The sequence below is a fragment of the Thermococcus litoralis DSM 5473 genome (assembly GCF_000246985.2).
Taxonomy (GTDB): Archaea; Methanobacteriota_B; Thermococci; order Thermococcales; family Thermococcaceae; genus Thermococcus_A; species Thermococcus_A litoralis.
Map to the genome: position 1 here is coordinate 215005 of NC_022084.1, position 12996 is coordinate 228000.

15 protein-coding genes and 1 pseudogene are annotated in these 12996 nt (G+C 44.2%); 5 read left to right on the forward strand and 11 right to left on the reverse strand.

Annotated elements, in window-relative coordinates:
* Positions 1 to 21: 21 nt before the first annotated feature.
* The 4 genes from OCC_RS01160 (at position 22) to OCC_RS01175 (ending at position 3703) form a co-directional block, all read left to right on the forward strand.
* The gene (locus tag OCC_RS01160) at positions 22 to 753 is read left to right on the forward strand and encodes a Rossmann-like domain-containing protein (RefSeq protein ID WP_004067913.1); all 732 of its coding nucleotides are present in this window, start codon (positions 22 to 24) and stop codon (positions 751 to 753) included.
* Positions 754 to 765: 12 nt separating this feature from the next.
* A complete protein-coding gene (locus OCC_RS01165; RefSeq protein WP_004067914.1) occupies positions 766 to 1638 on the forward strand; it encodes a type I restriction endonuclease in 873 nt (290 codons plus the stop codon).
* A 203-nt stretch (positions 1639 to 1841) separates the two neighbouring features.
* Positions 1842 to 2771 (forward strand): SDR family oxidoreductase, encoded by a 930-nt coding sequence (locus OCC_RS01170; protein WP_004067916.1) that lies wholly within the window; start codon positions 1842 to 1844, stop codon positions 2769 to 2771.
* Complete coding sequence (locus tag OCC_RS01175) at positions 2768 to 3703, forward strand: hypothetical protein (protein ID WP_004067917.1); 936 nt, start codon at positions 2768 to 2770, stop codon at positions 3701 to 3703. The genes OCC_RS01170 and OCC_RS01175 overlap by 4 nt, the downstream gene beginning before the upstream one ends.
* Here the strand turns inward: OCC_RS01175 and pfdA are convergent.
* The 11 genes from pfdA to OCC_RS01230 form a co-directional block, all read right to left on the reverse strand.
* Entirely contained in the window at positions 3684 to 4127 is a 444-nt protein-coding gene (gene pfdA / locus OCC_RS01180) for a prefoldin subunit alpha (protein WP_004067918.1), read from the reverse strand. The two genes, OCC_RS01175 and pfdA, sit on opposite strands and share 20 nt — an antisense overlap.
* A 62-nt stretch (positions 4128 to 4189) precedes the next feature.
* Entirely contained in the window at positions 4190 to 4426 is a 237-nt protein-coding gene (rpl18a, locus tag OCC_RS01185; RefSeq protein ID WP_004067919.1) for a 50S ribosomal protein L18Ae, read from the reverse strand.
* Between the two features lie 6 nt (positions 4427 to 4432).
* The gene (locus OCC_RS01190) at positions 4433 to 5119 is read right to left on the reverse strand and encodes a translation initiation factor IF-6 (RefSeq protein ID WP_004067920.1); all 687 of its coding nucleotides are present in this window, start codon (positions 5117 to 5119) and stop codon (positions 4433 to 4435) included.
* Positions 5120 to 5159: 40 nt separating this feature from the next.
* Positions 5160 to 5420, reverse strand: a complete 261-nt coding sequence (locus OCC_RS01195; protein WP_004067921.1) for a 50S ribosomal protein L31e — start codon at positions 5418 to 5420, stop codon at positions 5160 to 5162.
* Between the two features lie 6 nt (positions 5421 to 5426).
* Positions 5427 to 5582, reverse strand: a complete 156-nt coding sequence (locus OCC_RS01200) for a 50S ribosomal protein L39e (protein ID WP_004067922.1) — start codon at positions 5580 to 5582, stop codon at positions 5427 to 5429.
* Positions 5583 to 5729: 147 nt separating this feature from the next.
* Entirely contained in the window at positions 5730 to 6893 is a 1164-nt protein-coding gene (locus OCC_RS01205; RefSeq protein ID WP_004067923.1) for an NAD(P)/FAD-dependent oxidoreductase, read from the reverse strand.
* Entirely contained in the window at positions 6883 to 7164 is a 282-nt protein-coding gene (locus OCC_RS01210) for a (2Fe-2S)-binding protein (RefSeq protein WP_004067924.1), read from the reverse strand. Before OCC_RS01210 ends, OCC_RS01205 begins: the two co-directional genes overlap by 11 nt.
* The gene (locus tag OCC_RS01215; RefSeq protein ID WP_004067925.1) at positions 7161 to 7667 is read right to left on the reverse strand and encodes a 4Fe-4S binding protein; all 507 of its coding nucleotides are present in this window, start codon (positions 7665 to 7667) and stop codon (positions 7161 to 7163) included. The genes OCC_RS01210 and OCC_RS01215 overlap by 4 nt, the downstream gene beginning before the upstream one ends.
* Entirely contained in the window at positions 7664 to 9097 is a 1434-nt protein-coding gene (locus tag OCC_RS01220; RefSeq protein ID WP_004067926.1) for an FAD-dependent oxidoreductase, read from the reverse strand. Before OCC_RS01220 ends, OCC_RS01215 begins: the two co-directional genes overlap by 4 nt.
* A 113-nt stretch (positions 9098 to 9210) precedes the next feature.
* The gene (locus OCC_RS01225) at positions 9211 to 10350 is read right to left on the reverse strand and encodes an NAD(P)/FAD-dependent oxidoreductase (RefSeq protein ID WP_004067927.1); all 1140 of its coding nucleotides are present in this window, start codon (positions 10348 to 10350) and stop codon (positions 9211 to 9213) included.
* Positions 10351 to 10354: 4 nt separating this feature from the next.
* A complete protein-coding gene (locus OCC_RS01230) occupies positions 10355 to 11839 on the reverse strand; it encodes an FAD-dependent oxidoreductase (protein WP_004067928.1) in 1485 nt (494 codons plus the stop codon).
* A 216-nt stretch (positions 11840 to 12055) separates the two neighbouring features.
* Here OCC_RS01230 and OCC_RS01235 point away from each other — a divergent pair.
* A pseudogene (locus tag OCC_RS01235) lies at positions 12056 to 12990 on the forward strand (ornithine cyclodeaminase family protein).
* The last annotated feature ends 6 nt before the right edge of the window (positions 12991 to 12996 follow it).

Here is a 12996-nt window from a genome sequence, read left to right on the forward strand (position 1 = left end):
AAAAAGGTTGGAGGAGTAGAAATGATGCTGAAGCTGTTAAAAGAGAGGGCAATGAAAGCGATTGAAGAGGAATTCAAGCTGGTGGACTTTTCCTTTGCTTTACCATACACTTACGTTGTTATTGAAGGGGAAAAGGGAAAATCTATAGGGCTAGCTATGACTCTCCCAGAGGAGATTGGTGAATATAAAAATACCTTCACAGAGCCAAGCTTGGAGGAGTTTATAGAAAAGGCAGACAGCCTTAACATAATAGAAAGAACCCTTGGACTTGCGGCGATCAACGCTGTTTCTCAGTACTACTTAGAGGTGGTGGATGAAGAAAAAGATGCTATAGAGCTAATAGAAGAGGAAAAAGTTGCCGTTATAGGGAACATGCCTCCAATCGTAAAGGCGTTAAAAGATAAGAACAAAAAGGTGTTCGTGTTCGAGAGAAACCCCAAACTCTGGGACAGAGAGACCCTAAGCGATGCCCTTGAGTACATTCTTCTCCCAGAAATGGAAGCTGTAATTGTGAGTGGCTCTGCATTGTTAAACTGCACCCTTGATATGATACTTGAGAGGAGTAAAAGGGCAAAGAAAATCATACTCACCGGGGCAACAGCCCAAGCATTGCCGGAGTTCTTCAAGGGGACAGGAGTTACTCATCTTGCCTCTGCAAAGGTCATCGATATCGAGAAAGCCCTTATAAACCTAAAACTCGGAAGTTTTAGGGGATTTGGAAAGCAGAGCAAGAAATACGTTATTGAAGTCTGACAGGTGTGAGAGATGCTTGAAATCCAGAGGGCTGTAATAAGCGTTCTCAAAAAGGTTCGAGAACACAGGTTGCTCTATGAAAGAAACGAAGAGGCGGTAAAGCAGCATCTTATAGGGGAGATATTCAAAGCCTTGGGATGGAGCTGGGAGAACCCAAAAGAGGTAAGACCCGAAGAGAGAACGGAAGAGGGAAGGGCTGACTATGCTCTCGTCATCAATGACAGAGTGATAGCCTATTTGGAGGCCAAAAATTTAAGCGTAAACGTTTTGAAAAGTGAAAAACCCCTAAGACAGCTCGCCAAATACTGCTTTTCTCATGGAGTTAAATATGGTATTTTAACAAACGGCATACAGTGGAAAGTGGTGAAGGCCTTCGAAGAAAACTCCACTCTTGAGGATAGGGTTCTTCTGAGGATAGACCTCTCTAACGAGCCTCTTGAGAAAAGCTCCTTGAAACTCAGCTTCCTCTCAAAGGAAAGGATATCCTCGCTGGAAGAACATGCCAACTACCTAAAGGCTTTTTACTGGGGTTTTGAGATGCTAAAGGCGAAAGGATACTCAAAAGATTCCCTCATTTCATACCTGCAGAGCACGATAAGGCCAAGCTTCTTCCTTCTGGAGCATCTGAGCGGTGATGAAATTCCACAAGCCCTCTACGTATACGACAATGGATGGAAAGTTGTTCCTCTAATCGAGAAGAGCATGAAAGGTGTTCTGCTTTCCCTGTTGCTATATTTAGCGGAGAAAGCAGAGAAAAAAGAAAAAACTGAATTGCTCGAAGCGTACAGGCACTTGAGGGGAGTTCCTTTGGATAGGGAGAAAATAATGTTTCTCCTTAAAGGCTTAGAAAAAGAGAAGGGCGTTAAGGTGGGAATTGAAATCTAAGGATCTTCAAAGAGCCACAATACAGCGTTGGGGAATCTCCTTGACCAGTAGTATTCGTTGTGTGTGGCACCTTTTTCTTCAATCACCATTAAGTTAACTCCCTCTGTGGACTCTATCTCTGGATACTTGAAGCAGACATATATTGAGCAAGGAACTCCAAAAATTATAAATTCCCCAAGAAGAACTCAAAATGAGGGAGGGCAATGATAAAGAACAAGCTAATTGTGGTCACTGGAGGGGCAGGGTTCATAGGCTCCCACATAGCTGAAGAGCTCAGCAAAGAGAACGAGGTGGTAGTGATAGATAACCTCTATTCAGGCAAAGCCGAGAACGTCCCTTCAAATGTGAAGTTCATTCAGGCTGATATAAGGGACTACCAAAGCATAGCCGAGCTAATTTCTCAAGCGGATTACGTTTTTCATGAAGCTGCTTTGGTTAGCGTTGTTGAGAGTGTAGAGAAGCCAATTCTCACCGAAGAGATAAACGTCCTCGGCACTTTAAACATTCTGAAAGCCCTGAGCGAGGGACATGGAAAGCTAATATTTGCCTCCTCTGCCGCAGTCTATGGAGACAACCAGAACCTCCCCCTCAAAGAGAGCGAAAAACCCAACCCTTTGTCTCCCTACGGTGTGACGAAAGTAGCTGGGGAATACCACTGCAGGGTCTTTTACGAGCTTTATGGGGTTCCAACCGTAAGCTTGAGGTACTTCAACGTTTTTGGAGAAAGGCAAGGTTACAATCAATATGCCGGTGTAATAAGCATCTTCATAAACAGGGCTCTTAAAGGGGAACCCCTAATAATCTACGGCGATGGAAAGCAAACGAGGGACTTCATTTACGTTAAAGATGTTGTAAAGGCAAATATCCTTGTAGCTAAGAGCAGTAAAGCAAACGGGAAGGTCTTCAACGTTGCGAGGGGAGAGAGAACAACAATACTTGAACTTGCGCTCAAGGTCATCGATGCCACAAATTCTCCGAGCTCAATCATCTTTGATAAGCCAAGACCCGGGGACATAAGGCACAGCCAGGCGGATATAAGCGAGATAAGAAAACTTGGTTTTGAGCCGGAGTATTCACTTGAAGAGGGACTATTGAAGACAATTGAGTGGTACAAGCATAGGGGAGTAGGATGAAGCAAATTGTCCTCAAAAGAAGTGTCAGGAGCATCTTGTTTCTTATGGTATTCGGGCTGGTAATTGGTGCGCCAATGCTTGTGATAGTCCTTGCCCATGATATTCCTCTCAAGATAAAAGCTGGAGTGACTGCTTTCATTGGCCTGTGGTTTGGGCTTACTCTTTTTGCATTCTACCGAACAAAGAGAAGCCTCAAAAAAGTTGAAGAGTTAGAAAGGCTTATTTCCGTTAGTGGATATGAGCTCAGGTTTTCCACTCCCGTACAAGCTGAGGTTGGATACTTCCATGCGAGCGGTTATTGGAGCTCAAGTGGAAAAAGCAGAAGCTATCACGTTTTTAGAAACTTCTTGAAGGAATCAGAAACCACTTTAAGTTCCCTAAAGTTTGAAAACAAGCCTTTCCTTCTTGCAATTGCCCAAGACGGAGAGGGCGAAGTTCGTCTTCCGGGGATTAGGATTTTGAATGAGACACTCCAGGGAGCCCTCATACTGTATGCAAAGCCTTCCTACAAATTCAGCTTTCCCGTTGAAAGCTTTAGTGTTTCCTATGAGGGAGATTTTGCCGAGGCCAGAATAGAAGAGACAGAAAACGGGTTTAGGGTTTCGGTAAGTGCAAACCTCTCAAAGGCAAAAAGAGCTAAAGTGGAGCTAATTTCAAGGGGAGAAAGGGCTGTTAAAGAGCTCATCGGCGATACAAAAAACATTGGAGTTTTTGAAAAAGAATTTCTAAACGAGCCTTTGGTGATAGTGGGGCACTATGACCAGATAAGCCCTTTGGAAATCTTAAAAGCCGGTAAATTTGGAAGAATAATATCTGGACATGGAAAGTTCATCCTCAGGTTAGCGCTGGATATTCCTTTTAGACCTGATATAAAAGAAGAAATTGAGTTTGAGGTTATCCCAAAGGAAGAGACTACTTCTTGGGGACTTTGAAGCTCATCGCCTGCTTTTGCTGTAGCTGCTGGGCTTTTTGAGCTAATTCTTGAAGCTTGTGTTCCAGCTGGTGTAATGCTTCTTGAGTCTTTGCAATGGCACTTTCGTACTCCTTGATCCTCTCTTCAAGGTATACTATTGCATCATCAATGCTCTTCTCGATTGCGTATCCGGAACCAACGCTAACTATAGCATTGTTTTTGTCTTCTATCCTTCCCTTTAAGAACGAACCAGCCCCTATTGGAACGAGAATCTCAGGCTTCTCTTCTTCAACATTTTTTAGCCCTTCAAGGGTCTCTTTTACGGCCTGGAACTCATTCTTACCAAGGGTTAAGAGCTCAAGGTTTTGGGCCAAAAGCTGTGCCTGGGCTTGTAAAAGCTGATACTCATAAGCCAATCTCTCAAGCTGTTCTTTGTTTTCCATTTCCATCACCAAAAAAGAGTAACTGGAGAAGTTTTTAAGAATGTTGGTTAAAAAATAAAGTGTCAAGCAAGCTCTAGGCTGAGTCTTCTAACTATTGGGTTTTCTGCCTCTTCTGGCTTTATCTCTTCAACGCTCTCTATGTATATCTTTGATCTCTTAACGCGGTGCTTGCTTCCAATCTCTGAAAGAACAAGCTCCTTAATGTCTTCTGGCTTTAAAGCCCTGTACTCCTTGGTGAACTTGAACTTCCTTCCGTTCTTTTCAAAGACTCCCCTAACTCTGAACACCTTAACCTCCATCGCCCATCACCCCAAAAAGCCTAATGCTTCTTCAATCTTAACTATCTCAGGACCAGTTGTGAGGTGCCCAACTACAACACCAAAGGAATTTGCAATCATACATGAACCCACAAAGGGAACACCCATATTGGCAGTTCCCACATAAAAATCAACTTTGAAGAGGTCTTCAAGCCACTCAAGTTCTTCATCAGTTGCTTCGGGGTGAACAAGACCGCCTTTATTCGTAACAACCCCAACGCTTCCAACTGCATGGTAGTTGGCTATTATCCCCCTCTCAACTTCGACACCAAAGATATCCTCGAACTGCTTCGCTTCTTCCCTTGTAAACTTTGAGCTTATCAAAGCAGCTTTATCGTTCACAAGTATAAGGTTTCCAAAGGCGGTGAGCTTGCTTAAGACAGGCTCAACCCTAACATCCAGGCCGTTCTCCTCTAGGGAAGTTTTAATTTTCTCAAGTTCGGAGTCCCAGATGTAGTAGGGAACCACTACAGCACTTGAATTTGCAGCGGCGAATATTCCGACTATTCTTGACTTCATTATGCTCGTTTCAATAACCGGAACCTTTAAAACTTCCCTGAGGACGTTAAGCTTCTTCTCTTGAAGCCCTTCTCTAACTAGGGCAAACTTATCAGTGGCTAAGCCAAATACCCCAAGATACGGCGAGTTTTCAAAGTCCAGTCTTTCAATGTGCATTTCCACACCTCGGTTTTCCCTCATTGGAAAAAATTAGGAATCAAGCAAGGTGTACTTCAGCCACCTTAACGCCTTCCCTCTCTTCGATGGTTACCTTGACACGGAGCTTGCTTGGTGGCTTCTCGATGCCTCTCTCCCAGATCTTTTCGTTAACGTCTGTGCCTATTATGACCTCATCTGCCTTTGTGTGCCTGGCTATGAACTCTCTAACAAAGCGAGCGGCTCTTGGCGCTCTCTTCCATCTTGGGACGATTTTCTTGACCTTTCTAATAGGAACAACGTAAATTCTCTCTTCCGCCATCTCACATCACTCCTTAAGCTTGGTTCTCCTCCAGTATCTCCTCTTGGGGTGAGTCAAAACCTTCCTGTTGGTTTTCACAATAACCCAAACAGGTATTCTCCTATTTTGCTTAGCTGCCTTCGCCAAGCGGAGCTTCTTTGCCAACGGTTTGTTTCTTGCCATTCTTAACCCCTCCTTAAGTTGTGAACGTGAAAAGCCCAACTAATGCCCGATTAGTAAAGCCTTATTTAAATTTTTGCTTTCACTCACATTCAAAGATTAGGGGTTAAAAAGCTTTTCATTCGAATAGGCAAGAAAAAGAAGAAAAGGTCACCCTATCTGGAAAGCTGTACTCCTAAGCTCTCCCCTCTCAAAGCGGTGTGGGTCATACCACTCCCAGTCAAGTGGCACGTGAGTTTTTCCTTTAACAATCAGCTCTGCCATTGCTTCTCCAACTCCTGGAGCCATCATAAAGCCGTGTCCGCTGAAACCAGCCGCAATGTAGAATCCATCTATGTAGTTAATCTTTCCTATAGCCGGATTGCTGTCCGGAGTCTTTGCGTAAAACCCCGCCCACTGCCTTAGTATGTGAACATATTTCAACGCTGGGATTATTCTCGTTGCCCATTTGAGCACTTCCCTTAAGAAGTCATACGTTGGAGTTACATCGTATGTTGGGCCATGCTCTAGTCCAGTTCCACAAAGAACTCCGCCATCTTCCCCATCTTGAATTACATAGGAGTCGTTCCATGCTGGAGGACATACAAGCGGTTCAATCTGCCCTTCTTTAAGTGGTTCCGTTTTAACAAGCTGGTGCTTGTAGGGCTTTATTGGGATGAACTCCTTATCCAGTCCAGCCATCTCGTTTATTATCGGTGCCCAAGCGTTTGCAGCGTTAACAACAACGTCAGCGTTTATAGTCCCTCTGTTTGTTTTCACTCCTTTGACCTCGTTGTTTTCCACGATAATGTCAGTTACCTCAGTATATTCATAAATCTCCGCCCCGAGCTCTTTGGCTTTCCTTGCGAAGGCAAAGACCGTTTTGAAGGGATTCGCCTTCCCATCGGTTGGATTCCACTGCCCAGCCAAGAATTCATCAGCATTTAATAAAGGAACTATCTCTTTTGCCTCCTCTGGGGTTATGAGCCTTGTTGGAACGCCGAACTTGTTGTGGAGCTTTATGTTTTGTTTAAACGCTTCAACTTCCTCTTCAGTTGTTGCGAGGAAGAGATAACCAGTCTGCTTGAAGTTTACGTCATATTCAAGCTCTTCACTGAGCTTTTTCCACCTTTCAACGTTGTATTTTTGCAACTTAATGTTCGCCTCATCGGTAAACTGCTGCCTGATTCCAGTTGCGCACCTAAATGTTGAGCCGTTTCCAAGGTAGCCCTTCTCAACGAGAACAACATCAGCACCAAGCTTTGCTAGGTGGTAGGCTATGGAAGTCCCTGTGCTTCCTCCGCCTATGACAACTACCTCCGCTTTACTCTTCATTCATATCACCCACCAGAACTCCCGCTGGAACTGGTCTAATTGGAATCCTAGTTGCGGGGAGCTTTATCTCATCCGGACTCTTTCCGGTTTTTCTTGCTATTATGCTGATCACCATTGGAAGACACGTTCTTCCCTGACAAGGCCCCATCCCAATTCTCAAAAGACGTTTTATCATCTCTATGTCCGTAACCCCCTGCTCAATTAGCGCCTCAATCTCCTCGAGAGTTACTTCATTACATCTGCATATTATCCTCTCGCCCTTTTCACTCATTCTCTCACCACCTTAACAGCCCTAACATCCCAAGCCAGCTCTATGGGCATCTCAACGGTTATAATTGGTGTATCCCCCTTGCTTTTCTCCCTCGGAATTACTGTGACCACTTTGCCTTCTCCTACTTCCTCTCCGACCCTGTTGAGAAGAACCACTTTTTCGCCCACCTTTGGAACTGGGAGAATCTCGTGAGGCATTGTTACCCTTGCTTTGTCTCCAATATAGTGCACCATGAAAAACGCCAGTCCCGGGCAAATTTGCACGCACAGAGAACAGCCGACGCACTTTTCATAATCAACGATTGGAACCGCATTCGGGTGTTCCATGAGAACCGCATTGGTGGGACATATCTCTTTACACGGCGTACACGGGATTTCTTGAGGGCACTCGGGAACGGCTACGGGTCTTTGTCTTAATCTCTCTTCGCTTGGCAAACCAACGTACTTTTTCAGCTCTTCAACGCTCAGATAGCCCTCCCTTAGGTATTTGGGGATTTCGTTCATTCTACCACCACCTTCTTAAGGCCTTCAAGAACCTTTCTTCCAAATGGCCCGCTCCTGAACTCTTCAAGCTCTTTCTGGGCTTTCTCTATCTCCTTAAGCCATTCTGGAGATGCAACTCCCGCAGCTAAAGCAGCCCCAATTCCGGCTATCTTTCCTTCAAGCATTGCGGTTGTGGCCTCTTCAATACCTGCCGAATCACCAGCAACAAAAATTCCCTTTATCGTCGTTTCCATCCTTGAGTCTCTAATCACAACATGACCACCAAGCTCTGGAACGTACTTTATCTGACATCCAACTTGGTGGAGAAGCTCTATACTCGGTCTCAATCCAACGGCTAGGGCAATTACATCAACTTCAAAGACCTTCTCAGTTCCCGGAATAACGTTCCAATTCTCATCGAGCTGAGCAACAACCGCTCTTTCAACTTTTTCTTTGCCCTCTGCTCTTAGGATTGTATGCCTTGTGAGTATCGGAATGCCGAGTCTCCTAACTTTGGCTGCATGAACGAAATAGCCTCCTATCTTCGGCATTGCTTCAACTATTGCCTCAACTTTCACTCCCGCTTGGTAGAGCTGGTATGCTAGAATTAGTCCCACATTGCCGGCTCCCACTATTAAAACTCTATCTCCCGGCTTTACTCCGTAAGTGTTCATTAGGGTTTGAATCGCACCAGCTCCATAAACTCCGGGCAAATCGTTGTTCTCAAAGGGAATCATCCTTTCCATTGCTCCCGTTGCGACAACAACGGTCTTCCCTTTGAACTCTATCAGCTCCTTGTTCTTTCTAACTCCAACAACGAGCTTCTCCTCTCCATTTTGTAGAAGCATTATTGCGGAGGTTTCCAAGAAAATTTCAATGTTTCTTCTCTTGAGCTCTTCGCTTAATATTTCGGCAATTTTTATTCCCCTAACTCCAGCAAACTGCTCTCTCTTACCAAAGAACTTGTGGGTCTGCTTAACCAATTGTCCTCCGAGCATCGGGTTTTCATCTAAGAGAACAACCTTTGCCCCAGCATCTCTCGCATTTATTGCCGCCATCATTCCAGCTGGACCACCGCCAATCACAATCACGTCTGCCTCTATTCTCGGCGGTTCTTTCCACTTGGGTGGCTTTGTGGTTTTAGGCAAGGCAGGCTTTTCTTCTTGCCTCTCTATTTGCATGCCTTCTTCAACAAGTGTTATACAAGTCCTTACGTTTGGGATACCGTTTACCTTCATTAGGCATGAGGAACACTTCCCAATTGCACAGAAAAGCCCCCTTGGTCTGTGCTTCTTAGTGGAGTGCTGGAAAGTCCTTATACCCGCAGCATGGAGAGCCATTGCAATTGTTTCGCCTTCGTAGGCTTTTATCGGCTTTCCTTCAAAATAAATTGTAATCTCCTTTCCGCGTACTCTTTCAAAATCTAAAATAGGATGTTCAGTAAGTCGCATAAAGTTTCACCAGTGTAAAATAGAGTGCAATACTTTATGAAGATTTTTTCATAAAAAAGTTGTACACCTTTAGTTGTTGAGGAAACAAAAGTAGTAAAAGAAAATAGATTGGGTCAACCCATCTGCAGGGCTTTTTGTCTGAGCTCCCCACGTTCAAAGCGGTAAGGATCATACCATTCAATGGGAAGTGATGTTTTACCCTTGGTTATTAAATCACTAAGCATTTCCGCAACTGCTGGAGCCATCATGAAGCCGTGTCCGCTGAAACCAGCCGCAATGTAGTACTCATCTATTTCATTTATCCTTCCGATTGCAGGGTTGCTATCGGGAGTCTTTGCGTAATAGCCTGCCCAAGTTCTCAAGATCAACAACTCTCTAATTGCAGGAACTATCTTTGAGAGGTAGGCTGTGACCTCGCGCAAGAACGTATAAGAGGGGCTTAAATCATAAGTTGGGCCAACTTCGTAACCCACTCCTCCGATTATTCCACCGTGGTCAGTTTGAGTTAGATAAGAATCTTTGTATCTGAAAGAGATTACCATCGGATTTATTGTATTCTTTTTTATCGGCTGGGTTATTATTGCTTGGTGTTTGTAGGGTTCTATAGGAATACGTATGGGCACCTTGGCCATTGCATTGATGAGCTTAGCCCATGCATTGGTCGCGTTGATTACTATTCCTGTTTTTATAATCCCTTTGTTGGTTTTTACTCCCTTAATTTCGCCTTTCTCTATAATTATGTCTTTGACTTCAGTGTATTCGTATATTTTCGCTCCCATCTCTTGGGCATGTAGGGCAAAAGCTGTCGTTGCATGGAACGGGTCGGCTTTTCCATCAGTTGGGTTCCATGAAGCCGCCATGACTTCACTTACATCCAAAAGAGGTACTATCTCTTTTGCTTCTTCAGGAGTTATGAGCCTTGTAGGAACGCCAAAGCGGTTTTGGATTGATATGTTCTCTTTGAATTGATTGATCTCTTCTTCACTGTAGAGTAAGAAAAGATAACCCGTCTGCTTAAATGGGAATCCGTATTCTTCGCTGTATTTTTTCCACAGCTCCACAGAGCGTTTCATGACTTGGACGTTTGCTTCATCGTTGAATTGCTGCCTGATTCCAGTTCCACACCTAAAGGTAGATCCAGAACCTATAAACCTCTTTTCGAGAACCACTACATCTTCTCCTCTTCTGGCAAGCTCATGAGCCAAAGCAATGCCAGTTATTCCTCCACCGATGATAACAATATCCCCTTTCATACTATCACTCTCCTTTGGCAAGAGCTTTCACTCTCACATTCTTAAGCGGGGGTCTTGCAACGGGAAGGTCTATTTTAGCCATATCTATTCCGGTTCTCTGGCTAACAAGCAGTGCACCATTGAATAAGCAGAATCTTCCTTGGCAGAATCCCATTGCCAAGTGGGTAAGGCGCTTCACGATCTGCAAATCAGTTATTCCCTTCTTTACTACATCGTCAACTTTCTTTAGGTTGACATCACAGCCGCATATTTGGACATCCTCTAGGTTCATGTCCTTGAACTCTATCCTCTGCATGGGCATTGGCTCGGGCTCATATTCCTCAAGCTTTTCTCTGTAAACTGCTGGAGTGGCCTCGTAGCCAAATTCCCTTAGGATGTAAGCCCCTACAAGTTTACCCTCCAGATAATTGGCATAGTGGGGCTTTATTCCATTTGCACTTCCCGCAACATATATCCCATCTCTTATGCGGTTTTGTTCATCAAGAACCGGAACATAATAGCCCCATTTGAATTTGAGCTTTCCTCCTGCTTGGGTGATTGGGTTTATATCGGGCAAGCGGTAGTCACTCACGATGACTGCATCAACTTCATACACATTGCCGTTGGTATCTATAAGCCTCTCAACTTTCTCTTCCCCTTCAACGCGCTTTGGATTTGGCACTACAATGTACTCAATGTTACATTTTTCAAGCTCCGGTGTTATTCTCTCAGGTTTTCTTCCAACGACGGCAACTCTCTTGCCCGGAGCAACTCCCCACTTGTTTATAACCTCAAGAGCAAAGTCGAGCCTAAAGACACCCGGAAACTCGTTGTTCTCAAAGAGAAGAATATTTTCCACAGCTCCGGTAGCTAATACAACCCTCTTCGCCATTATTTCTATCAGCTGGTCTTTTTTGACTACGGGAACCAAGAAGTATTCCCCTTCATCAAAAACCCCAAGAGCTATTGTACCCTTGAAGACATTAACGTTATCGTTGAATTGAGAGGTCAGTTCCTTGATGACTTTCTTGGGTTCTTCTTCAAACCCTTCCTGCTGGGTGCTCTTTAGGGACATTAAGCCTCCAAGCCACCCTCTCTCTTCGATTAGGGCAACTGTTAGATACTCCTGAAGCTCCAAAGTTGCGCCTATTCCAGCTATTCCTCCCCCTATTATAGCGACGTCAACAACCTCCCTAAGAACTCCCTTACTTTCGTCTATTTCCACAGTTTCTTGAAATTCACCGTAGTTCTGCCTCTCTATTCTCATTCCATCCTTAACGAGGGTTTTCCTCCCGTTTATATTCTTAACTCCATTTACAATGACCGGCAACGGGCCAAAAGTGAATGCACCCCTTTTCCTTCCCTGAAGACTGGTCGTTATCCAGTAAATGCCGTTTGCAAGCAGTGCCACTGGAAGTTTTTCTCCTTCATATGCTTCCAGAGCTTTGCCCTCAAAATATATTGTGACTTTCTTAGAAGCGTCTTTCTCATACAGATCCAGCGGACGCATGCTATCACCCATGAACAAGTTTTATCATGAAAGTTTACACATATAAACTATTTAAACCTTTTGTTTAAACACAAAGGTGTAGAACCTATGGTCGTATGGATAACTTATTGATATTTTCGTGTTCAAAGCAAAGAACATTTATACAACAAAGAGCATTACAATATGGTGTTCGGCATGTTGCTCCTCAGCAGAAGTGATCTTGAGAAGTTGATCTCAATGAAGGAAGTCATAGAGTCCGTTGAAAGAGCATTCTTAGAGCTCTATAACGGAAAAGCAAAAGTTCCGTTAAGGACTATAATAGAGGTTGAGAAGCACAACGGGTTCATTCTGTACATGCCAAGTTACTTAGAAGATTCCGAGGCTTTGGCTGTAAAGGTGGTTTCTTTATACCCTGAAAATACCAAGAAAGGTCTGCCGAGCGTTTTGGCGTCAATTCTTCTCAACGACCCAAAAACAGGTGCTCCATTGGCCTTGATGGAAGGCACCTTCATAACTGCCATGAGAACTGGGGCTGCAAGTGGTGTTGCCACAAAGTATCTTGCCAGAAAAGACTCAAAAATCGCGGGAATTATTGGCGCGGGGGTTCAAGCGAGAACTCAGCTCTGGGCAGTTTGCGAAGTTAGAAACATAGAAAAGGCACTTGTCTATGATATTAACCCCAAAAATGCTAAAAAATTTGCCGAAGAGATGTCTAAAAAGCTTGGAATCGAGATAAAAACAGTTGAATCTGCAAGGGAAGCTACTGAGAAGTCCGATATCCTAATAGTAGCAACAACGGCAAGAGAACCAGTAGTTAAGGGGGATGGATTAGGGAAGGCACGCACATCAACTCCGTAGGCTGGGTGGGGAGAGATGCCAGGGAACTCGATTCCGAAACAGTGAGAAAGTCTAAGCTGGTTGTGGACTCAAAAGAGGGTGTCCTAAATGAATCAGGGGACATAATAATTCCCATGAAAGAGGGGGTAATTGACGAGGGCCATATCCATGCCGAGCTTGCTGAAATCGTTGCTGGAGTTAAAAAAGGAAGGGAAAACAACAGAGAGATAACCCTTTTCAAGAGCGTCGGTTTGGCAATAGAAGATGCAATAACAGCCAAGTTAGCATATGAAAAAGCCCTTGAACATGGAGTTGGTACTAACGTGGAGCTTTAGGAACTT

Coding starts and splice junctions, on each gene's coding strand:
- OCC_RS01190 (WP_004067920.1), bottom strand. CDS start 5,119: ATGCACATTGAAAGACTGGACTTTGAAAACTCGCCGTATCTTGGGGTA.
- OCC_RS01200 (WP_004067922.1), bottom strand. CDS start 5,582: ATGGCAAGAAACAAACCGTTGGCAAAGAAGCTCCGCTTGGCGAAGGCA.
- OCC_RS01160 (WP_004067913.1), top strand. CDS start 22: ATGATGCTGAAGCTGTTAAAAGAGAGGGCAATGAAAGCGATTGAAGAG.
- pfdA (WP_004067918.1), bottom strand. CDS start 4,127: ATGGAAAACAAAGAACAGCTTGAGAGATTGGCTTATGAGTATCAGCTT.
- OCC_RS01225 (WP_004067927.1), bottom strand. CDS start 10,350: ATGAAAGGGGATATTGTTATCATCGGTGGAGGAATAACTGGCATTGCT.
- OCC_RS01205 (WP_004067923.1), bottom strand. CDS start 6,893: ATGAAGAGTAAAGCGGAGGTAGTTGTCATAGGCGGAGGAAGCACAGGG.
- rpl18a (WP_004067919.1), bottom strand. CDS start 4,426: ATGGAGGTTAAGGTGTTCAGAGTTAGGGGAGTCTTTGAAAAGAACGGA.
- OCC_RS01195 (WP_004067921.1), bottom strand. CDS start 5,420: ATGGCGGAAGAGAGAATTTACGTTGTTCCTATTAGAAAGGTCAAGAAA.
- OCC_RS01230 (WP_004067928.1), bottom strand. CDS start 11,839: ATGCGTCCGCTGGATCTGTATGAGAAAGACGCTTCTAAGAAAGTCACA.
- OCC_RS01220 (WP_004067926.1), bottom strand. CDS start 9,097: ATGCGACTTACTGAACATCCTATTTTAGATTTTGAAAGAGTACGCGGA.
- OCC_RS01175 (WP_004067917.1), top strand. CDS start 2,768: ATGAAGCAAATTGTCCTCAAAAGAAGTGTCAGGAGCATCTTGTTTCTT.
- OCC_RS01165 (WP_004067914.1), top strand. CDS start 766: ATGCTTGAAATCCAGAGGGCTGTAATAAGCGTTCTCAAAAAGGTTCGA.
- OCC_RS01215 (WP_004067925.1), bottom strand. CDS start 7,667: ATGAACGAAATCCCCAAATACCTAAGGGAGGGCTATCTGAGCGTTGAA.
- OCC_RS01210 (WP_004067924.1), bottom strand. CDS start 7,164: ATGAGTGAAAAGGGCGAGAGGATAATATGCAGATGTAATGAAGTAACT.
- OCC_RS01170 (WP_004067916.1), top strand. CDS start 1,842: ATGATAAAGAACAAGCTAATTGTGGTCACTGGAGGGGCAGGGTTCATA.